This window comes from Paenibacillus salivarius, assembly GCF_051307165.1.
GTDB lineage: Bacteria > Bacillota > Bacilli > Paenibacillales > Paenibacillaceae > Fontibacillus.
This window is the reverse complement of the sequence record NZ_CP195592.1, coordinates 4569449-4589843: the sequence shown is the minus strand read 5'-3', so window position 1 is coordinate 4589843 and position 20395 is coordinate 4569449. Positions and strand designations below refer to the sequence as shown.

At 51.9% G+C, this 20395-nt stretch carries 21 protein-coding genes and 1 other annotated feature; of the genes, 11 read left to right on the top strand and 10 right to left on the bottom strand.

The window, feature by feature from the left end:
- Positions 1–13 precede the first annotated feature (13 nt).
- Positions 14–838: an ammonia-dependent NAD(+) synthetase gene (gene nadE / locus ACSFXJ_RS21250; RefSeq protein WP_435922352.1), complete on the top strand. Its 825-nt coding sequence runs from the start codon at positions 14–16 to the stop codon at positions 836–838.
- A 37-nt stretch (positions 839–875) separates the two neighbouring features.
- Here the strand turns inward: nadE and ACSFXJ_RS21245 are convergent, their stop codons facing one another.
- A complete protein-coding gene (locus ACSFXJ_RS21245; RefSeq protein ID WP_435922351.1) occupies positions 876–1709 on the bottom strand; it encodes an AraC family ligand binding domain-containing protein in 834 nt (277 codons plus the stop codon).
- A 183-nt stretch (positions 1710–1892) separates the two neighbouring features.
- On the opposite strand from ACSFXJ_RS21245, the gene ACSFXJ_RS21240 reads away from it, so the two are divergent.
- Positions 1893–4052, top strand: coding sequence for an alpha-galactosidase (locus ACSFXJ_RS21240; protein WP_435922350.1), 2160 nt, complete (start codon positions 1893–1895; stop codon positions 4050–4052).
- 75 nt (positions 4053–4127) lie between these two features.
- Here ACSFXJ_RS21240 and ACSFXJ_RS21235 read toward each other — a convergent pair whose 3' ends face one another.
- A complete protein-coding gene (locus ACSFXJ_RS21235; RefSeq protein WP_435922349.1) occupies positions 4128–4469 on the bottom strand; it encodes a hypothetical protein in 342 nt (113 codons plus the stop codon).
- A gap of 186 nt (positions 4470–4655) precedes the next feature.
- On the opposite strand from ACSFXJ_RS21235, the gene yunB reads away from it, so the two are divergent.
- Positions 4656–5519: a sporulation protein YunB gene (yunB, locus tag ACSFXJ_RS21230; protein ID WP_435922348.1), complete on the top strand. Its 864-nt coding sequence runs from the start codon at positions 4656–4658 to the stop codon at positions 5517–5519.
- Between the two features lie 199 nt (positions 5520–5718).
- Here yunB and ACSFXJ_RS21225 read toward each other — a convergent pair whose 3' ends face one another.
- Positions 5719–6708 carry a M23 family metallopeptidase gene (locus ACSFXJ_RS21225; RefSeq protein ID WP_435925826.1) on the bottom strand — a complete coding sequence of 330 codons (990 nt, stop codon included), beginning with the start codon at positions 6706–6708 and terminating at the stop codon, positions 5719–5721.
- Positions 6709–6919: 211 nt separating this feature from the next.
- Between ACSFXJ_RS21225 and lipA the strand changes: the two genes are divergently transcribed.
- Together lipA and ACSFXJ_RS21215 are read left to right on the top strand one after the other, a co-directional pair.
- Entirely contained in the window at positions 6920–7819 is a 900-nt protein-coding gene (gene lipA, locus ACSFXJ_RS21220; protein ID WP_435922347.1) for a lipoyl synthase, read from the top strand.
- A gap of 22 nt (positions 7820–7841) precedes the next feature.
- Positions 7842–8180, top strand: a complete 339-nt coding sequence (locus ACSFXJ_RS21215; RefSeq protein ID WP_435922346.1) for a YutD family protein — start codon at positions 7842–7844, stop codon at positions 8178–8180.
- A 104-nt stretch (positions 8181–8284) separates the two neighbouring features.
- Here ACSFXJ_RS21215 and ACSFXJ_RS21210 read toward each other — a convergent pair whose 3' ends face one another.
- The 3 genes from ACSFXJ_RS21210 to ylbJ form a co-directional block, all read right to left on the bottom strand.
- Positions 8285–9775: a S41 family peptidase gene (locus tag ACSFXJ_RS21210; protein WP_435922345.1), complete on the bottom strand. Its 1491-nt coding sequence runs from the start codon at positions 9773–9775 to the stop codon at positions 8285–8287.
- A 29-nt stretch (positions 9776–9804) separates the two neighbouring features.
- Positions 9805–10608: an NAD kinase gene (locus ACSFXJ_RS21205; protein WP_435922344.1), complete on the bottom strand. Its 804-nt coding sequence runs from the start codon at positions 10606–10608 to the stop codon at positions 9805–9807.
- A 67-nt stretch (positions 10609–10675) separates the two neighbouring features.
- Positions 10676–11926: a sporulation integral membrane protein YlbJ gene (gene ylbJ / locus ACSFXJ_RS21200; protein ID WP_435922343.1), complete on the bottom strand. Its 1251-nt coding sequence runs from the start codon at positions 11924–11926 to the stop codon at positions 10676–10678.
- 384 nt (positions 11927–12310) lie between these two features.
- Between ylbJ and ACSFXJ_RS21195 the strand changes: the two genes are divergently transcribed.
- Positions 12311–12694, top strand: coding sequence for a globin (locus ACSFXJ_RS21195; RefSeq protein ID WP_435922342.1), 384 nt, complete (start codon positions 12311–12313; stop codon positions 12692–12694).
- Between the two features lie 36 nt (positions 12695–12730).
- On the top strand, positions 12731–13432 hold the full coding sequence (locus ACSFXJ_RS21190; RefSeq protein ID WP_435922341.1) for a DUF2225 domain-containing protein: 702 nt from the start codon (positions 12731–12733) through the stop codon (positions 13430–13432).
- Positions 13433–13455: 23 nt separating this feature from the next.
- Here the strand turns inward: ACSFXJ_RS21190 and ACSFXJ_RS21185 are convergent, their stop codons facing one another.
- Positions 13456–13689 carry a hypothetical protein gene (locus tag ACSFXJ_RS21185; RefSeq protein WP_435922340.1) on the bottom strand — a complete coding sequence of 78 codons (234 nt, stop codon included), beginning with the start codon at positions 13687–13689 and terminating at the stop codon, positions 13456–13458.
- Positions 13686–13859 carry a YycC family protein gene (locus ACSFXJ_RS21180; protein WP_435922339.1) on the bottom strand — a complete coding sequence of 58 codons (174 nt, stop codon included), beginning with the start codon at positions 13857–13859 and terminating at the stop codon, positions 13686–13688. The genes ACSFXJ_RS21185 and ACSFXJ_RS21180 overlap by 4 nt, the downstream gene beginning before the upstream one ends.
- Positions 13860–13942: 83 nt before the next feature.
- Between ACSFXJ_RS21180 and ACSFXJ_RS21175 the strand changes: the two genes are divergently transcribed.
- From ACSFXJ_RS21175 to ACSFXJ_RS21165, 3 genes are all read left to right on the top strand, one after another.
- Positions 13943–15745, top strand: coding sequence for a M3 family oligoendopeptidase (locus ACSFXJ_RS21175; protein ID WP_435922338.1), 1803 nt, complete (start codon positions 13943–13945; stop codon positions 15743–15745).
- A gap of 84 nt (positions 15746–15829) precedes the next feature.
- On the top strand, positions 15830–16825 hold the full coding sequence (locus ACSFXJ_RS21170) for a copper amine oxidase N-terminal domain-containing protein (protein ID WP_435922337.1): 996 nt from the start codon (positions 15830–15832) through the stop codon (positions 16823–16825).
- Positions 16826–17022: 197 nt separating this feature from the next.
- Positions 17023–17436: an O-methyltransferase gene (locus tag ACSFXJ_RS21165; RefSeq protein WP_435922336.1), complete on the top strand. Its 414-nt coding sequence runs from the start codon at positions 17023–17025 to the stop codon at positions 17434–17436.
- An 83-nt stretch (positions 17437–17519) separates the two neighbouring features.
- On the opposite strand, the gene ACSFXJ_RS21160 is transcribed toward ACSFXJ_RS21165, so the two are convergent.
- Both ACSFXJ_RS21160 and ACSFXJ_RS21155 read right to left on the bottom strand, forming a co-directional pair.
- Entirely contained in the window at positions 17520–17756 is a 237-nt protein-coding gene (locus ACSFXJ_RS21160) for a small, acid-soluble spore protein, alpha/beta type (RefSeq protein WP_435922335.1), read from the bottom strand.
- A gap of 207 nt (positions 17757–17963) precedes the next feature.
- Positions 17964–18941 carry an aldose 1-epimerase gene (locus ACSFXJ_RS21155; protein ID WP_435922334.1) on the bottom strand — a complete coding sequence of 326 codons (978 nt, stop codon included), beginning with the start codon at positions 18939–18941 and terminating at the stop codon, positions 17964–17966.
- Between the two features lie 127 nt (positions 18942–19068).
- Positions 19069–19318, top strand: a binding site (T-box leader).
- Positions 19319–19374: 56 nt separating this feature from the next.
- On the opposite strand from ACSFXJ_RS21155, the gene trpS reads away from it, so the two are divergent.
- Positions 19375–20358, top strand: a complete 984-nt coding sequence (gene trpS, locus ACSFXJ_RS21150; RefSeq protein ID WP_435922333.1) for a tryptophan--tRNA ligase — start codon at positions 19375–19377, stop codon at positions 20356–20358.
- The last annotated feature ends 37 nt before the right edge of the window (positions 20359–20395 follow it).

Below are 20395 nucleotides of genomic sequence, written 5' to 3'. Positions count from 1 at the left end.
AGGAGCAGAAACTATGAGCATTCAAAAGCAAGTGATCAACGAATTGAACGTAAAACCGGAAATCGACGCGAAACAGGAAATCCGCAGCCGGATCGATTTTTTGAAAAATTACTGCAAAAAGGCGGGCGCCAAGGGATTCGTGCTCGGGATCAGCGGAGGCCAGGATTCGACGCTGGCGGGACGCCTCAGCCAACTGGCGGCCGAGGAGCTTCGGGCTGAAGGGTACGACGCTACATTCTATGCCGTCCGGCTGCCTTACGGGGTTCAACGGGATGAAGACGATGCCCAGGCGGCGCTTGATTTTATCCGTCCGGACCAATCCTTGGTTTATAATATCGCAGCCCCGGTCGACAATTTTGCCGAACAGTTTACGCAGTCCATGGGCGGAGCCATGTCGGATTTCAACAAAGGCAATGTCAAAGCCCGGATGCGGATGATCGCCCAGTATGCGATCGCCGGTGAAAAAGGCTGCCTGGTGGTCGGAACGGATCATGCGGCGGAAGCGGTAACCGGATTTTTCACCAAATTCGGCGACGGCGGCGCGGACATCATCCCGCTGTCGGGGCTGACCAAAGGTCAAGGCCGCCAGCTGCTGAAGGAGCTGAACGCATCGGAACGCCTGTATTTGAAGACGCCGACGGCCGACTTGCTCGACCATAAACCCCAGCAGGCGGACGAAACCGAGCTCGGGATCTCGTATGAGGTGCTCGACGACTACCTGACCGGGAAACAAGTGGACCCGCAGGCGGAAACGAAAATCGAGAAACGCTACATCGCATCCGAGCACAAACGGCAGCTTCCGGTCACTCCGTCGGACGAATGGTGGAAACAAGACTAGACCTTCCGGTCACTTCAGGCATCAACCACACAACGGCCTAACCTTGAACATGCGCACTTCGGTATTGTTTGGGGGAAAGGCCTTTTTCTTTTTTGAACATTTTCGAAAACAGCAGCGGGTCTTCATAGCCTACCGACCGGGCGATATCCCCGATGGAGAGCAAGGGATTGCCCATCAGCTCGCAAGCCTTGTTCAGCCGAAAGCGGACGAGGTATTCCTGAATGCTGGAGCCGGTTCTTGACTTGAAGACGGAACAGAGATAGCTGCGGTCGAGGCCGACAAAATCGGCGATTTGCGAAATGCTGATTTTATTCGCGTAATTGGATGCGATGAAATCGAAGACGTTTTGCACGTAAAGCTCGTGACGTTTTCCGCTGCCGCGGATTTCCGCTTCGCCTCCCGCGTTTGACTCGGCCATATGGGAAAAGAGGGCGTACAGCAAGGAAATGAGCATGAGATCGCGGCCTCCGGACAGATTCCGGGAATCGTGCATCTGCCGGATACAATGCTCAACGATCCGGGCGTCCACATGACCCAAAATGGGAGAGGAGACGGATAGCCCTCCCTGGCGCAGGAATTCCTCCGCCCGCGTTCCCCGGAAGCCCACCCATCCATAAATCCAGGGCTCGAGGGCGTCCGCTTTATAGTAAGTAATTTCTCCCGGGAAAATAAGAAAAGCCTGGCCTTTTTGAAGTTCATAGCTGCGGTTTCCCGTTTCGAAGGTTCCTTTCCCCTCCAATATAAAATGAATAAGGTAATGGTCTCTGACGGCGGGACCGTAATCGTGAAGCGGCGCGCATTGCTCCATTCCGTAGTTGGTGATGTGCAACTCTTGAAACGACGAGTTTCCCGCCATATACTCCGCAAACATTTTTGTGCATCTCCTTATCAAGTACAGTGACATATCATTTCGTGATTTTACATAAAAAAACAACCAACATCTATCATTATGACATATTTGGGACGTCATATTCCATTTACTTGCGATGGGACTCGATCTTATGATTATAAAGGAAAGCGGTTACTACTTTTTCAATAAAGGAGAGTTCGTAAAGTGACTATACGCTATTATGAAGCGGAAGGGATGTTCCATCTTCAATCCGCCAAAATGAGTTATATTATGCAAATCGTGAACGGTTACGTCCTTCATGCTTATTGGGGGAAAAGGCTGCGCATGGAAGAAAAACCGCAAAGCCTGATTAACATGAACGGTCCGATGCTTTTGGACCGCCTGCCGCAGGAATACCCTCAATACGGGTCGGGGGACTTCCGGAATCCGGCGTACCAGGTGCGGCTCGGTGACGGTTCGCGGATTACGGAGCTGAAGTATCAAGGACACCGGATCGTTGCGGGGAAACCGCAGTTGGAAGGATTGCCGTCGATATATGCCGAGAATGAAGACGAAGCCGAGACGCTGGAGCTCGACTTGAAGGATGAATACAGCGGGCTTGAGGTGACGCTGAGTTATACCGTATTCAAGCACTCCGATGCGCTCACGCGATCGGTGCGGTTTACGAACCATGGCGGCGGCAAGCTGCAGCTCCTGCGGGCGTTGAGCGCGAGCGTGGATTTGCCGAAGGCCGATTTCGAAATGATTTATTTGGCCGGAGCATGGTCGCGGGAAGCGCAAATCCAGCGGCGTCCCCTCGGTCCGGGAGGCACGGTTATCGAAGGCCGCCGCGGCGGGATGAGCGGTCATCAGCTGAACCCGTTCGTTGCGCTCGCTTCGCCGGGAACGGACGAGAACCATGGCGAAGTTTACAGTCTCAGCTTTGTGTACAGCGGAAATTTCGCCGCCGGAGCCGAAGTCGATTCCTTCGGGATGACCCGGTTCTCCATCGGGTTGAACCCGTTTGACTTCACTTGGGTGCTGGAGCCCGGACAGTCGTTCCAGACGCCGGAAGCCGTGATGGTGTACTCTTCAGGCGGCCTTGGCGAAATGTCCCGGACGTACCACCGTCTGTACCGCACCCGGCTATGCCGCGGGATTTACCGCGACAAGGAGCGGCCGATCCTCGTCAACAACTGGGAAGGTACGTACTTCGATTTCAATACGGATAAGCTCGTATCGATCGCCAAAGCGGGAGCCGAGCTCGGCATCGAGCTGTTCGTGCTTGATGACGGCTGGTTCGGAAAGCGGGACAATGACCGTACCTCGCTCGGCGACTGGACGCCCGACCTGCGCAAGCTTCCGGGCGGGCTGACGGACCTGGCCGGTCAAGTCAACGGGCTCGGCATGAAATTCGGCTTGTGGGTGGAGCCGGAAATGATTTCACCGGAGAGCGACTTGTACCGCGCGCATCCGGACTGGTGCCTGCATGTGGAAGGCCGCCGCAGAACGGAAGCGAGATGGCAGCTCGTCCTGGATTATTCCCGGGCTGAAGTCCGCGACTATATTTACGAGACGCTGAGCGGTATTTTCAGCTCGGTGCCGATCGCCTATATCAAATGGGATATGAACCGCCATTTGACGGAAATCGGCTCCGCCGCTAGCGCGCCGGAGCATCAGTCCGAAATCGCCCATCGCTATATTCTCGGGCTGTATGACCTGCTCGAACGGCTGACGTCCCGTTTCCCGCATATTTTGTTCGAGAGCTGCTGCAGCGGCGGCGGCCGTTTCGATCCGGGCATGCTCTATTACATGCCGCAAACGTGGACCAGCGATGACACCGATGCGGTGGAGCGGCTGAAGATCCAATACGGCACCAGCCTCGTATATCCGATCAGTGCGATCGGAGCGCATGTGTCCGCCGTGCCGAACCATCAGGTGCACCGGATGACTCCGCTCAAAATGCGCGGCGATGTGGCGATGTCCGGCAACTTCGGCTATGAGCTCGATTTGACGAAGTTCACGGAGGAAGAAAAGGAGCTCGTCAAGGAGCAGGTGAAGCAGTACAAAGAAATCCGCTCGCTCGTGCAGCAGGGCGACCAATACCGTTTGCTCAGCCCGTTTGAAGGGGACGAAACGGCCTGGATGTTCGTTTCCGGCGACCGCAAGGAAGCGCTGGCCTTTTATTTCCGGGTGTTGGCGAAGCCGCATCCGGCGGATACGCGCCTGAAGCTTAACGGGTTGAACCCGGATTTCGATTACCGTATCGAAGGCATGGACGGCGTTTGGCCGGGCGATCGCCTGATGGAGGTCGGCCTGCTCGTTCCCGAACTGAAGGGCGATTACGCCAGCACGTCGTTTAAATTGACGGCAGTGGAAAAGTAGGGAGCTTTTAAATAAAACACCACCGGGATAACAAGGTTCGGTAACCTTGCCCGGTGGTGTTTTGCGTAAAGGGATTTATTCGGCTCGAGTAAGCTTGATGTACTCGCCATCGGATTCGACCGCAATGGCATCCTTCTCCGATGAACCGTTGATTTTGAAAAACCCGGTGCCTGCCGGATACTCATTGGAATAGGTCGACCGGCCGGAGAAATTCTCATCGTCCGTAAAACTCTCCACATGCCCCAACCGAGAACCGATTTCCGACCTGAGCAGTGTTTCATCCGTGACTTTATAGCTGATCCCTTTCCATTTTATAAATCCGTAAGCCCAGTCCGTACTTCCGTCGTGATTTGAGCAGGCCGTCGTAACCATAAAAAGGAGCAACAGCAACAGGTTTCTGACGAGCGATTGTTTCATATTGAACCTCCTCTGTTTTCGGAGAGAATGGTGTTTGTAATTTCTTATCCGTTCGTTTACATCATAAGGGAAATCGTTCAGGGATGCATCTATGAACCGGGCGCTAAAGCCCGGCCTTCTTTTTTCCCCCTGTCCCGCATAACTTGTATAGAAGCTCCGCCGCGAAACAGGCAGGGGGGATGAGGAATGCGGTTCAGGAGGGGATTTCGCAGCCGAAGAAGAAGAGGATGGACCAGTAGAGCTAGGAGGCCGCTAAGCCGGCGGAAAATATGGTTCATTGCCCTGATCATTTTCTTCGTGGCTGTATTTCAATTCATCAATTATGTGGAACGGCATATGAGAGAGCCGATTATGCATCTGGCGAAAATCCGGGTCAAGCAAATTGCGACGGAATCCATTAATGAAGCGATCACTTCCCAAGTGGCGAATGAACAACAGGTCGGAAACCTGATTGATTGGAAGACCGATGACGTCGGGAAAATCACCGGCTTTATGCTGAATTACTCCGCGCATATGAGAATAACTTCCGACACGATTCAGACGGTGCGGACGACATTGGACGAGGTTTCCCGGCTGTCGGAGCATATCCCGCTCGGTCAGGCGCTGGGGAGTCCGATTTTGGCTTCGTTCGGTCCGGGGATCCCGATCAAAATCGAGCCTAAAGGCGATGTAAAGGTCGATTTGAACACCCGCAGGCAGGATGCGGGAATCAATAATATACTTGTTGAGGTTTATTTGCGGGTAAGGACGGAACTGGCGGTCGTCGTACCTTTTGATATGGAGCCGCAGTCGGTCGAAACGGAAATTCCCGTATCTTATTTGCTGGTCGTCGGCGATGTGCCGATGTATTACTATGACAGTAAAGGCAATCCCGTCGGAGATCAGGGCGGGGCGCCCAGCATCGCGCTGCCTTCGGCTTCCGGAGATCAGCATGGAGCGGCCAAACAGGGCGTACCTGAGACTGAGCCTACGGTTCCCGATGGATCAATAGAAGAGGAACCGGTGCCCGAATCACCACCGGAGCAGCAGCAGGGCCTCAATGGCCATTAAAAAGGCCGCTCTCATTGGATAAAATCCAATCATAAGCTTTGATTTGGAATGGATCATGCGCGTTCGTTGGAAAATATCCAACCAAAAATCGCAAATCGGCGAATTGAGCGCCCTAAAGACCGAAAGAGGTTGGATATTTTCCAATCAAGCCTAGGCCTGCATCAAAAAAACGCCCCGGAACAAGCATGGGGCGTTTTTGCTATTTCTTTTTGCGTTGTTCTTCCCGTTCCCACTGCTTCAGCAGCGGAAAGGGGGTAAACGCCCATTCTGTCGTGCCGGTGTCGCGGTAAATACCATAGTGAAGATGCGGGGGAAATCTTCCCTGCGTACCGGGCGGGCCGTATCCGCTGCTCCCGACCCAGCCGACCGTTTGGCCGGGCTCCACGATGTCGCCGATTTCGATGTTTTTCTCGTAGCCCTGCAGATGCGCATAATAGTGGTAACGGTTGTTGAGATCCCGGATACCGATCCGCCAGCCTCCGTAAGGATTCCAGCCTTTCGTTTCCACGACTCCATAGCAGACGCTGCGGACAGGAACGCCGTAAGAAGCAAAAATGTCGGTGCCTTCATGGATTCGCAACCCTCCCCAGCCGCGGCGGTCGCCCCAAGTGTCCCGATACGTGTAAGTGCTTTTGACCGGGAGCGGAAAAGCACTGGCAAACAGGTCAATCCGGCCGTAGGTTTTGAAAATTTTCGCGAACTGGCGAATTCGCGTTACGGCGGAGTCGTTTTGGTAATAACGCCATAAGGCGATGCGGAAGTCTTCCTCCTCATATCCGAAGCTGCCCAAGTAAGAGGCGAGCGTAAATAAGGCGTCACGGTCATTTTTGGGATCGGCGGTCCCGTCGGAGGTCGCATCTTTGCCCAGCCCGCCGAACAATCCGATCGTTGCCGGCACGGTATCGCCGGGATTGGGATTAAGCGCTCCCGCCCAGACGGATTCCCTGAACCGGATGCCGGTCAATCTGTTTTCTGCCGGGGCACCCTTTTTGCGGGGCGTGATGGAGCGCTCATATTGATCGATGGCCGCAAGCCAATACCACGGAATCTGCGTGAGCAAGCCTGTTTCCTGGTACAGGATAAAGCGTAATTCATGGATGCTTTTGGCGGCGGTCTCACCGGTTGCCCCCGGCGCTTTGGCTTCGGCCAAACCGAAACCCGGTATTGCCGATAACGGAGCGAGCAGCATGGCACCAATCAGGATTCGGATGAGAAATCGTCCGGATTTGACTTGGAGTTTCAAGGAATCTCCTCCTTTGGCTTGAATCGCTTCAATTAGGTTGGTGCAAAGGCTGTGTTTTTATTCCATTTTTTCTTCCTGAGCTTAGGTATTTCCAGTCATTTCGTGGTATAATAAATGGCGCTATAGCTTCATCCCAAAAGAAGGAAGGTTTACGCCCTTGACTAAACGCGTGAGTGAACCGAAGCCGGATTGGATTCGAATCAAGCTGACTACTGGAGAGAATTATCAGGATATCAAAAATATGATGCGCTCCAAAACACTACATACCGTCTGTGAAGAAGCGCGTTGCCCGAATATATACGAATGCTGGGCCAACCGTACCGCGACCTTTATGATTCTGGGAGAAACGTGCACCCGGGCATGCCGCTTTTGCGCGGTAAATACCGGAATGCCGACCGAGCTGGATCTGGAGGAACCGAAACGGGTTGCCGAAGCTGCGGAAAATATGAATCTACAGCACTGCGTCGTTACGAGCGTGGCCAGAGATGATTTGAACGATGGAGGGGCCCAGATTTTTGCGGAAACGATCAAGGCGATTCGCGCACGCTTGCCGCTCTGCTCCGTTGAGGTGCTGATTCCCGATTTCTTGGGAAATGAGCAATCGCTGCGGACGGTCATGGAGGCTAAACCCGATATTTTAAACCATAATATCGAAACGGTTGAACGCTTGTCCGACCGTGTTCGGGCGAAAGCCAAATACCGCCGGTCCCTGGAGCTGTTGCAGCGGGCGAAGGCGATGAAGCCGGAGATTCCGACGAAGTCGAGCATTATGCTTGGCGTCGGGGAGGAATGGCATGAAATTTTGCAAGCCATGGATGATCTACGGGCGGTAGATTGCGATATTTTAACGATCGGCCAATATTTGCAACCGTCTCCGCAGCATTTACGGGTGGAAAAGTACTACACCCCCGAGCAATTTGCGGAGTTGAAGAAGGAAGGCTTGAAGCGTGGATTCAGCCATGTGGAATCCGGACCGCTTGTCCGCAGTTCCTATCATGCCCATGAGCAGGTCAAATCGGCCAAAAGTCATAAAGAAGGCGCTCCGGTTTCCGGATAACCCGTGGAAGGAGGTATAGCCATTGATTCAAATCAGCGGCAGAACCTACGAACTGATTCAAAATTACAAGGATGCCTGGGATCAGGAGGCATTTAAGCAAAGATACAGCGAAGTGTTGGATCGCTACGATTACATTTTGGGGGACTGGGGCTATGAAAAGCTGCGCTTAAAGGGCTTTTTGCGCGACAATCATCCGAAGGTGAACAAGGACACGGCCTATTCCGGGATTACGGATTATATTAACGAATATTGCAACTTTGGCTGTAAATATTTCGTCCTCCAAAAGGTCAAAGACAATTCCAAAGACAACGCCCAAGCCAAACAGGCCGCAGGTGAAGAAAAAACGGCTTCCGAATCTTGATCGGGGCCGTTTTTTTAATGTAAAAAAAAGGGCATTACCGAAGCGATTCTTTCGGTAATGCCTTTATTTATAAAATGAGTGCAGTATTCGAATATAAAAGGGACCTATTTGGTCAGGTGAATCGTCTTCGTCTCTTTCTCATAACTCCATTTTACGGACGTAAATTTCTTTGCGAATTCGCTCATTTCGACGTAAGTCTCGCCGTTCATCAATTTGGCTGTTTTGGCGTTGACCGTAAACCCCGCCTTCTTACCCGCGCTGTCCGTGATCGTTACTTTCTGGTTGCTGGACGTCCAGGCCACGTCTCCTTTGAGAAGCGCCGCCAGGATACGGGAAGGGACATAAACTTTGCCGTCGCTTTGGACGGTATCGATAAAGCCGCTGAAGCTTGTTCCGTTAATGCTAAGGGAGGAAGGGTTCCCGGCGATGTCGATGCTGCGTGCTCCCGCCTTGTTCAAACCGGTGATCAGCTGGGCGACCCCGTTTTTGACCTCGAAGTCGGGCAACAAGCCGATATAGTCGAAATCTTCTCCGCTAGGGGTGTAATATTGCTGAACCGTAAGCTTCAGGGAGCTGCCGTTGGAAAGGGGGAACACGTTTTGAATCCGGGCCTTTCCGTAGGTCTGCGTTCCGACCACTCTGGCGATTCCGTTATCGTGCAGGGCTCCGGTTAATATTTCGGAGGCGCTGGCCGTCAGCTCATTGGTCAAAATGACGACCGGCATGCCGATATCCTGCCCATCGGTAATGGTTACCGCTTCGCGCTCCCCGCTTTTATCGGCCGTATACATCAGTGTGCCGTTCCGCATAAAGTAGCTGGCGATGTTCGCCGCCGTTTGGACATAGCCCCCGAGGTTATCCCGAAGGTCAAGCACAAGCGACCTCATTCCGGATTGCCGAAGCTTGTCCAGCTCGGTGGCAAACTCGGCATCCGCTTTCTCGCTAAAGGAGGAGATGGCAATATAACCGATTCTTCCGGACGGCATATAGCTGCTGGTTACGGACGGGAGGAAGAAGTGAGCCCGTTTCACCGTAAACGTCAGCTTTTGGCTGCCGCGGGTCACGTTCAAGAGCACCTTCGTATTCTCCTCGCCTTGGATGCGGTACACGTCCTCCGCTCCGCTTACGCTTTTTCCGTCAACCTTGGTAATGATATCCCCCTTGATCATGCCCGCGGCGCCGGCCGGCGAACCGGGCAGAACGTCGGTTACATACAGCTTGCTGTCCGCGTAGCGAAGGGTAACTCCGATGCCGACGAATTCCTGGTTGACGCTTGCTTCAAATTCCTGCATTTCCTCGGCGGTATAATAATCGGTGTAAGGGTCGTCCAACGTATAAACCATTCCGCGAATCGCATTTTCGAGCAGTTGTTCCCTGTCGGCGCCTTCAATATTGTACTTATCCAAATAATCCAGTACTTCCCGAATGGCCTCCAATTCGGAGTTATCCTCTGGCGGGCTGGACGTGCTGGCGGCTTCGGTCTTATCGGTGGTTGCCGGTGCTTCGTCCGCCGCCAAGGCTGCTTGCGGCAAACCGATCAGGCCGGCGGCCAGCAGGAGAATGAGTGCTTTTTGGCATAGCTTGTTCCATTTCATCTTCAGATAGTCCTTTGCAAATAAGATAGTTAGCCCAAAAAAGCGTTGCGCACCCGGTTCCAGAACGGGAAAGGCCGGTAGCGGATGAAACTTATTTTTTGTTCCGCGACCTGACAACGCACGGAAATCAGATCATTCATGGGCAAGTTGATATGATCGATCGTGAGTATCAAATTTTGCTCTTTTCTGGAATAGATGTCGCAATGGTGATGCTTCGGCAGGACGAGCGGAGAACCCATCGTCCGGAATACGCGGTTATTGATCGAGGCGATTTCCGATATTTGCAGCGCTTCGATCGAAGGGTGAATCATCGCTCCGCCCAAGCTTTTGTTGTACGCCGTGCTGCCGGAAGGGCTCGATACGCAAATACCGTCGCCGCGGAACATCTCGAAAAGATGATCGTTGATGTCTACCTGCGCAACGACAGTGCCGTCGACGCTTTTGAGGGTAAACTCGTTCAAGCAGATAAAAGAGGCGGTTCCCGATTTTTTGCGGATTTCCAGCTCCACGAGCGGATAACGAACGATGCGCGGGTTCGGGGTGCCTTCTTCTCTATGGCTGCCCATCATTCGTACCAATTCCGGAAGTTCATCCGCTTTCCAGTCGGCATAGAAGCCGAGATGTCCCGTATGGACGCCGACGAAGGCGATCGAAGGGAGTCGGTCGATAAAAGTGTGAAAGGCATGCAGCATCGTGCCGTCTCCGCCGATCGATACGACGACGTCCGGAGATTCGGCGTCCAGTTGCAGACCTTGTCCGGCCGCTAGTTTATGGAACGATTCGCTTAAGTCAACAGAGAGTTGATCTCCACGATCCAGAACGTAGTATCTCAAGATGACAGGCTCCTTTATTTTTCCTTTTGTATCGATCATAATCAATTCTTAATCAGAACACAACGTTTCATTTTCCGATGCGCCGGGACGCACCGTATGCAATCCGTCCAATGACGGCAAGGGCAAGCGAGACCAAGACAAGCACAATTAAGATTGCGGCAAATATCCACGTTATGCCGGGAACGATTCCCCATCCCGTATAGCTTGTTTCGGCCTGGAGATCGAGCGGAACAAAGATCGGAATCGACCCCATCAGAGGACGCCATAATAAAAAGAGCAGAATCGCCGATAAAAAGGCATGGATCAGGCGTGCCGCCAGAAACGGAAGGTAGCGGAGATCCGAGCTGTTTAAAATGCTGGCGACCTGCGCGTGGACGGACAGACCGCCCCAGGATAAAATGAACGCCGCGGCCGCGGCTTTAAACATCAGCGATATCCCTTCCGGTGCCGCCGAAGCTTTCGCGCCGAGCGTAACCTCAAACAGGCCGCCGACCAGCGGTTCCGCCAATTCCGCAGGCAATGCCAGGACCGGCAGCAACGACCGGATCCCGGAATACAGGGTATTCATGAAGTGGGAAGCGGTCAACACTTCAAGGACAACCGAGAAAAACACGACCAGCCCGCCGACGACGGTCATCAGCTGTAGCGAAGAACCGACGGCTTCCCGGAGAAGTTCCCCCAGGTTGCGGCCGTCCTGCATCCTTGCCTCATGCATCGCCCTAAGCGCCGCCCGCAGACTAAAACGGGATGCGGCCTGCGGTTTCTCCCCGGTCAGGCCGCTTTGACCGCAGGTAGGGGCGCTTTTGGTTCCATAAAAACGCATTATCAGGCCGACGAGCAATGCACTTCCGTAATGTGCGGCCGCAAGGACGACGGCAAGCTTCGGATTGCCGAAAAATCCGACCGAAACGGCGCCGATCAGAAAGATCGGGTCGGACGACGTCGTAAAGGCGACGAGCCGTTCTCCTTCTTCACGGGACACCAGTCCTTGAAGCCTGAGCTTTGTGGCCAGCTTGGCGCTGACCGGATAGCCGGAGGCAAATCCCATGGCCGCCACGAAGCCGCCGCTGCCCGGGATACGGAACAGAGGCTTCATCAACGGATCGAGCAGCTTGCCCAGAAAATGCACGATTCCAAATCCGAGCATGACCTCGGACAAGACAAAGAAGGGAAAAAGGGACGGAAACAACACGTCCCACCAAATCGCCAGCCCCCTTGTCCCTGCCTCCCATGCGGCGCGGGGAAAAAGCAGCATAAGCAAAGCCATGACAATCAATGCGATCAGCAGGAGATAAGGGCTCCATCGCTTCAGTTTCATAAAAAACGCCTCCAAATGGATCATAATGAAGTTTATGAAAGGCGTTGGACAAACAGCACAAAAAAACAAAGAAAGCGATTACAAAAAGGGCTGTATATTTTGAATCTTTATGATAAACTGTGGATATAAAACGATTGTGGATGGAGTGTTGATTATGAGCTTTGTCGCCGGTGTTCTCGTATGCGCTTTTGTATACGTCATTCGTGCATCTCTCGCCCGTCCGGGGGAAGAGGATTGGCGGAGCTATTAACATTCTTCTAAGATTTGCGATTACTTCATACGTAGAAGCTCCGAGTCTTTTCGGAGCTTTTATTTTTGCTTTGCGATAAGTTTGCTATAATGGAAGAGAAACGAAAAAACACGATGAAGAGTGGGAGAAAGCCTGTGAATCCGAATTTGACAATTTACGATAATTTGGGCGGAGCCGGGACAATCCGGAAGCTGGTGGAAGCCTTCTATCCGAAGGTTCAGGATCATCCGTTGCTGGGTCCTCTTTTTCCGGAGGATATTACCCCGGTCATGGAGAAGCAATATATGTTTTTGACGCAATTTTTTGGAGGCCCTTCTTTATACTCCGACGCGGTTGGACATCCGATGATGCGGGCGCGTCACCTACCCTTCCCTATTACCCCGGAACGGGCGGAGGCTTGGCTTGGGTGCATGAGCGCAGCCCTGGAGGAAATCGGAATCGAAGAACCGCTGCGCGGTTTTGTGCTTCAACGTTTGTCAGGCCCGGCCTTTCATTTCGTGAATACGACCGGGGAATAGCTTGACTTTATAGCAGAAACGAAAGGAAGTAATCCAGTGCAAAAATTGGAACCCTTATACCAGATCAAGGTCGAATGCAGCAATTGCGAAACGGTTTATATGACCTCGCGCGTGCGTCCGAGTTTTAAGCGCGCGGTGAGATCGGATACGGACTTTTGCAGATACTACAAGGAAGAAAATCCGGATTTCTACGTAGTCAGAATATGCCCGTCCTGCGGGTTCGCTTCCACGGAAAACTTCAATCCGCGGATTAACGATAAGCAGCGGACCAAATTTCAGGAGGGGATCGGCAAACGGTTCGTTCAGCGTGATTATGGCGGCCCCAGAGATTGGGAAACCGCATTGGAATCGTACAAGCTTGGATTGCTTTGCGCTCAGACGATCGGGGAGAAGGAGCGGATCATTGCCAGCCTTCTTCATCACATTGCCTGGATGTATCGGTATAAGGGAAATCAAGAACAAGAGCTGCGTTTTCTGAAGTATTCCTTGGATTCATACATTCGCGTTTTTGAAACTGAGGATATACAGGGAAGCGATGCGCGCCTCATGTATTTGATCGGCGAGCTTCATCGGCGGACCGGGGCAAACAATGAAGCGGTGAAATGGTTCTCGCGGGTCATCAATGACAAACGGATCATGGACGCGGCCATGATTCGTGCTTCCAGGGAGCAGTGGGCCCTGCTGCGCGAGGAAATGTTAAACGGGGGGCAGGAATTGCCCGATGAAATGCGGGGTTAAAGAACCCCGCATGTTTTGTTGATTTACCGGCGAAGCCGCGTATCCGTCAGCAAATAATCGGCATCGCTGTCCATGACGGTGACCTTGTTTCCGCAGCATGGGAACACGAGAAGTTTTCTCTTGCCTTCATGCGCAAGCGCGATGTCTTTCGGTTTTATCGGAAGGAGAACGTTATTTTTTCCGCAAAATGGGCATTCCTGTACATAAACATCCCCCATAATGATGTCATAGGGAAGCGTCTTATCAAAAGGAATCATGACGGCTGATCAGGCTTGTCGGCAGAACCGCCGCCTGCTTCCTTTTTGGCCAGTTCGGCGATTTTTTGCAGTAATATATGTTGAGGCATATGCATAAGATGCTCGATGGGCACCTTTAACTCCGCAGCCAGCTTGATCGCTGTATCGGGTGATATTTGTAGTGGCTTCATTACATTCCCTCCTTGTATTAATAGTTATACACTTTTATTCCGTCATTGATCAACATGGCGGACCGGAAAGGACGATGATATTGATGGAACAATTAAAAAATCCGGTTTCACCGATTTGGGATCTCGAATCCATATTTGCAGGAGGCTCTTCTTCCGAAGCGTTCCATACCTTTCTTGCCGAACTGGAAAAGGATATTTCGGGACTCGACAGCAAGTTGAAAGGAGCGTCCGTGCCTACGAATCTTGAGGAAACCAAAGCGTTCGACGGCATTTTGGACGGGCTTCAAAGCACCTCAGGACGGATTATCGAAGCGGATAGCTTCGTCGGTTGTTTGACCGCACAAGACCAGCACGATAAAAAAGCGATCCGGCTTGTAGGCAAGGTGACCGCTTTGCGCGCGGCTTACGCGAATGTGATGACACTGTTCCAGAACGTGCTGCGGATGACGGAGGATGCCGTGTGGGAGGCTTGGCTTTCTCGCCCGGAAGTGAAACCGATCGCTTTTGTCCTCACGGAGAAACGCAATGCCGCAAAAGAAAAGCTATCCCCCGAGCTGGAGAGCCTTGCTTCCGAACTTGCCGTTGACGGTTATCATGGTTGGGGTCAGCATTACGACACGATTGTCGCCAAAGTAAGCGTTCCGTTTACGGAAGCGGACGGCAAAATTTCGAATCTGTCGGTCGGCCAGGCTGCCAACAAACTGGATGACCCGAACCGGAACGTACGGGACGCCGCATTCGGGAAATGGGAAGAGGCTTGGGGAGAAGTCGAGGATTATTGCGCCGACACTTTGAACCGGCTTGCAGGATTCAGACTTAAACTGTACGAAAAGCGCGGTTGGGACGAGGTATTGAAAGAACCGCTCGATATCAACCGGATGTCCCGGCAAACGTTGGATACGATGTGGCAGGTCATTGAAGAAGTGAAGCCGATTTTCGTTTCCTATCTGGAGCGGAAAGCCAAGCTGCTCGGTGTGGAGAAGTTGAATTGGAGCGACGTCGATGCCCCTCTGGGCGAAGTAGCGGGAAAGATCACTTATGAGGAAGCAGCCAAAGAAATCGTCAAGCAATTCGGCAACTTCAGCCCGAAACTGGCGGATTTCGCCACGCAGGCGTTTAACCGGCGCTGGATCGAAGCCGAGGATCGTCCCGGTAAACGTCCCGGCGGCTTTTGTACCTCGCTGCCGGTCAGCAAGGAGACGCGCATTTTTATGACGTTCGGAGGGACCGTCTCGAATATGGCTACGCTTGCGCATGAGCTGGGGCATGCTTACCATCAATATCTTATGGATGAGCTGCCGCCATTCAATCAAGACTATGCGATGAATGTCGCCGAAACGGCCTCCACCTTTGCGGAAATGATCGTCGCGGACGCGCTGGTCCGGAACGCGGCTTCGGAGAAGGACAAAATCAACCTTTTGGCCGATAAAATTCAGAGCGGAGTCTCCTTCTTTATGAATATTCACGCCCGTTTCTTGTTCGAGACAAGATTTTACGAAAAACGGAAACAGGGCATGCTGGAGGCCGGGGAAATCAGTGCGTTGATGGAAGAAGCGCAGCGCGAAGCTTTTTGCGGGGCATTGGACGGCTACCATCCGCATTTCTGGGCGTCCAAATTGCATTTTTATATTACGGACGTGCCTTTCTATAACTTCCCGTATACGTTCGGGTATATGTTCAGTACCGGGATTTATGCTCGCGCCCTGCGCGATGGCGAAGGCTTTGCGGATAAATACGACGCTTTGCTGATGGATACCGGCCGGATGACGGTGGAGGAGCTTGCCATGAAGCATTTGAACGTCGACTTGACGAAGCCGGATTTTTGGCGGGAAGCCGCGTCCATCGTAGTGGATGATGTTAAACAATTTTTGGAACTGACAAAATAAATAAATGTATTAAATTTCCACTTTATGTTTTCTTGGAAATTCCGATATTTACTGTGAGACAGCAGTGATGAGGAGGCAGAAAACATGAAGAAGGTCTGGACAATGGTATTATCCTGTATGCTGGTCCTGGGCTTGACCGGAGGAACGGTGCTCGCCAAGAACGACAAGGGTGGCCAGCCGCCGGGACAGGCAAAGAAAACCGAAGCGGGAAAGCAGAACAAGACGGCTGACAAAGCGGAACATCCATCGGACAACAAACCGTCCGAAGTGAAGAACGCCAAAGAAGCCGGGAAAGAAAACGGAAAAGAAAAGCAGAGTAAAGAAAAGCAGAGTAAAGAAAAGGCATCGAAGGAAGACGCAAAAAATAAAGCCCCAGGGAATAATGGCGATAAGGTCACAGTGACGGAGGATACATATAAAAAGGTTCCCCGCGGCTTGCTCCACGCACTGGAGAATGTCAAAGACAAGCCGGCCGGACCTGTGATCGCCCAGAACCTGCTTACCAAGTACGGGGCTCAACTGTCCGAAGAAACGAAGCAAAAGCTGGAAGCGATTGTGGATCCTGCTTCCGCGTTAAGCGAGGCAGCGGAGATTCTCGATCAGCAAGGCAGTGTGACCGAAGCGGTGTATGTTCAAAAGGAAGCCATTCAAGTCAATATGAGGGACCTCGAAGGATATAAAAAGCTTGGCAAGTACTACAAAAAGCTGGGCAAGAAGGGAATTAACGTGTTCGTCAACGGTGAAGAAGTGACTTCGTCCGTTTCTCCGGCCGTGAAGGAAGGCAATACGCTGATTCCGTTCCGGACCATCGCCGAAGCGCTCGAAGCTGAGGTCGTTTGGAACCCAAAGGACAAAACGATCACCGTTACGAAAGACGGCACAACCATTAAACTTGTTCTCGGTAGTAAAACCGCATGGGTGAACGGCGTAAAGAAGCAGCTGGATGTTTCGCCCGAAGTTGTGAACGGGAGTACGCTTATTCCGACAAGATTCGTTAGCGAATCGATCGGAGCCGACGTGAAATGGGAATCCGAATCCCAAACGGTCGTCGTTCTCGACCAAAAGAGCCAAACCGAATAATAGGAATGAGGGCCGACAAGGCGAATCCTTGTCGGCCCTCATATTATTTTTTAGTGGGATGTAAAGGTGTAAAAGTCATATTTTGTATAGTAATTTTTAACCAAATATGTTTCTTGTTGTTGAATAATATAATATCATGGCATATAATGAGACTTAAGCCTTAATAAAAAGGTAATATATGGTAATGGAGGGGTAATATGTTGGAACCTGAACAACTTTCACTGGCCAGGCAAATGGATATGGTTTTTAAAGAGCTTGAAACGGAGCTGGGGGGCATGACATCCGGAACGGTATTCATCCAGATTCGCAATAATACGATCGGCAAGTTCGGAATTCGTCACAATCCGATCCCCGGACGAAACGGCAGGTTGTCGGAAGAAGAGAAAGGATTAACTGCGGTTCAGATCCATTCCTTCCGCTCAATGGCGATTGAGGCCTTAAAGCATAAACGATACTGGACTCACGGGGAAATCAGTTATGATTTCGGATTGCGACAGGATACGGTCATCGTGGATGCCATACTGGAGTCCAATTACAACATGGCAAATCTCATGATTCAACGTTACCCAAGGTTAAAAGGCACTAGTACATACCAGTCACATAACGCTTGAAAGTTCATTCATAAATCAAAAGCAGGCGACCTGCTTTGAGCAGACCGCCTACCTCCCTATTTTTCAACAGGGCATACTGTTGATTACAAGTTCGAACGACCCGACAATTGTTGCTCTGCCAATTGTACCAGACGTTTGGTGATATAACCCCCGAGGGAGCCGGTTTCGCGGGAAGTGTAGTTCCCGTAGTAACCGTCTTGCGGAATTTGCACGCCCAACTCTTGAGCTGCTTCAAACTTCAATTGTTGCAAAGCAGCTGTCGCTTGAGGAACGATCAAGTTGTTGCGGCTGTTACCGCGGCCTTGGTTTTGACCTGCCATGTTTGTCACCTCCTTTGGCCTTTGTGATGTTAGTATGGTTTTTGAGACACAAAATATTCGATCATTGGGTAAAAGATAGTAGTGGTAATTATTGCATTTCCAAGATTGGATTAGCGGGAGGAATTCTGTAGTCGGACTATGTGGCAGCAACAAAAAGACCGCGCAAGTTTATTCTTGCCCGGTCTTTCGTCTGTTTAAGATTCTTCTTTAAGATTCTTCTTTCGGATAGATCATATCCAGATTGACATTCAGTTCTACCGTCTGGCCCGGCTGTAAATCGATCAGTCCGGTCTCCGAATCGGGAAGTCCGGAATTCGGGGCATCGGGCAGCCAGGTATAAGGCTCGATGCAGAGGAACTGATCTGCCTCTCCTTTGGTATAAAGCACCCAATGTTTGAAATAATCCGGGTCGGCGGAATAGCGGAGCCCGTAACCGTCCGTTCTAACCAGTTCCGCAAGGACGGGAAGTCCGCCGATTTTTAGCATCGTATCGAAATTCGTGCCCTTCAAGTTCAGCCCCGTATTCAATGCATCAAGTTCGCCAAGCGGAGCGAATTCACCGGTCGGAATCAATTCTTCGTCGGATAAATAGATCCCGGTCACCGGCAGTTTCAAAGTCCAATTCTCGGGTTGGCCGTCCAACAGGAACCAGGTATGGAGGCCCAACCCGAACGGCGCAGGGGAGTTCCCCATATGACTTATTTTAAAAGTTTGTTTTAGCGAAGATCCCTGAAGGCGCAAAGTCATCTCCAGCTTCAACGGAACCGGAAATTGGCGCATCCAGGCCGGATCGTTCCCGGTTAAAAATTCGGTCGTGACGGCGCAGCCTTCGTCATCTTCGTCGATATCGCTGACGCACCACGATTGTGTTCGATGCAGTCCATGAATATGGTTATCGTTTGCCGTGTTGCGGTCAAACTGATATTCCTGACCGGCATAAGTAAAATGCCCTCTGCGAATTCGGCCCGGGGGAATTAACAGCGGAATTCCGAAGTGATAAGGCTTCTGCAAATAGAAATCAAGATCCCCTTCTTCGGGACTGCGGAGTACATCGCGCTGCTGGATATGATCCCATATACGAATGACATTATTGCCAAGACGGGGTAGCAGTGTGACTTCAAGTTCGCGGCTATGCAAAACATAAGTGTCGTAGCCGTTCCATTGCCCTTTGGTCACTTTTTTCATATCGTTGCTCCTTTTTCCACATTATAATCGGTTCCCTAAGCTTAAACCCTATAATAACACTTTTTTCCCGGGACGAAAAATGGATTTGACATTGTCCCGCCAAGACATTTATGATGAGACATATATTGTCAACGCGATGACGGGGATAAGTAAGCGAGAGTCTCACTTCCTGCAGAAAGCCGGTGGTTGATGCGAACCGGAGGAAAAGCCTTGCCGAATGGACCCCGGAGCGCCGTGCGGAACCGATGGGTCTATCTTTCTCATCAGAGTATGCCGGCCGTTCGCCTCCACGTTACGGGGGATCAAGGCCGGGGAACTTTCTTGCATGGCGAAGCCCCCGGTGAAGAAGGGTGGTACCACGGTCTCACGTCCCTTGCGGATGAGAGGCTTTTTTTATTCTATGGCAAAAAATATGATCGGAGGCAGCATTCGAATGAAAACAGTACTTTCCGGCATTCAGCCCAGCGGAAAAATAACGCTCGGCAATTACATCGGTGCCCTGAAAAATTTCGTCACTCTGCAAGATGACTATACATGTAATTTTATGGTGGTCGACCTTCACGCCATCACCGTTCCCCAGGAACCTGCCGATTTGCGTGAACAATCCGAGTCGGTAGCCGCTTTGTTTGTGGCTGCGGGAATTGACCCGAATAAGGCCAATGTCTATATGCAATCCCATGTGCGCCAGCACAGCCAGTTGGGATGGATTTTGACGACGCTCACCAATATGGGCGAGCTGGAGCGGATGACCCAGTTTAAAGACAAGGCCGCGGGCAAGGATTCCGTCGGAGCGGGCCTGTTTGTGTATCCGGCGCTGATGGCGGCCGATATTTTGATCTACAATGCGGATCTCGTCCCTGTCGGGGAGGACCAGAAGCAGCACTTGGAATTAACGCGCGATTTGGCGGGGCGGTTCAATCATCGGTTCGGCGAGTACTTCACGATTCCGGAGCCTTATATTCCAAAAGTCGGCGCACGCATCATGTCCCTGGACGACGCCTCGAAGAAAATGAGCAAGAGCAATCCGAATCAGGGCAGCGCGATTTATCTGCTGGACTCGCCGGCCGACATCCGTAAGAAAATCAGCCGCGCCACGACCGATTCCGGCCGGGAGGTCAAATTCGATCCAGCGAACAAACCGGAGATCAGCAATCTGATCACCATTTACAGCCAATGCTCCGGTTTGTCGGTTGCCGAAGTGGAGCAACGGTATGAAGGACAAATGTACGGTCCGTTCAAAAAGGATCTGGCCGAAGTCGTGGTCGGAGCGTTGGAACCGATCCAGCAACGCTACCGGGACATCCGGGAATCCGGGGAGATCCGGAACATCCTGCGTCAGGGAGCCGAAAGAGCCTCGGAAATGGCGGAAAAAACGTTGCGTGACGTGCAGCAGTTAATGGGTTTTTTACCGGAATAAAGAGTTGTATGATGAACCGGGCAGATGATCTGTCCGG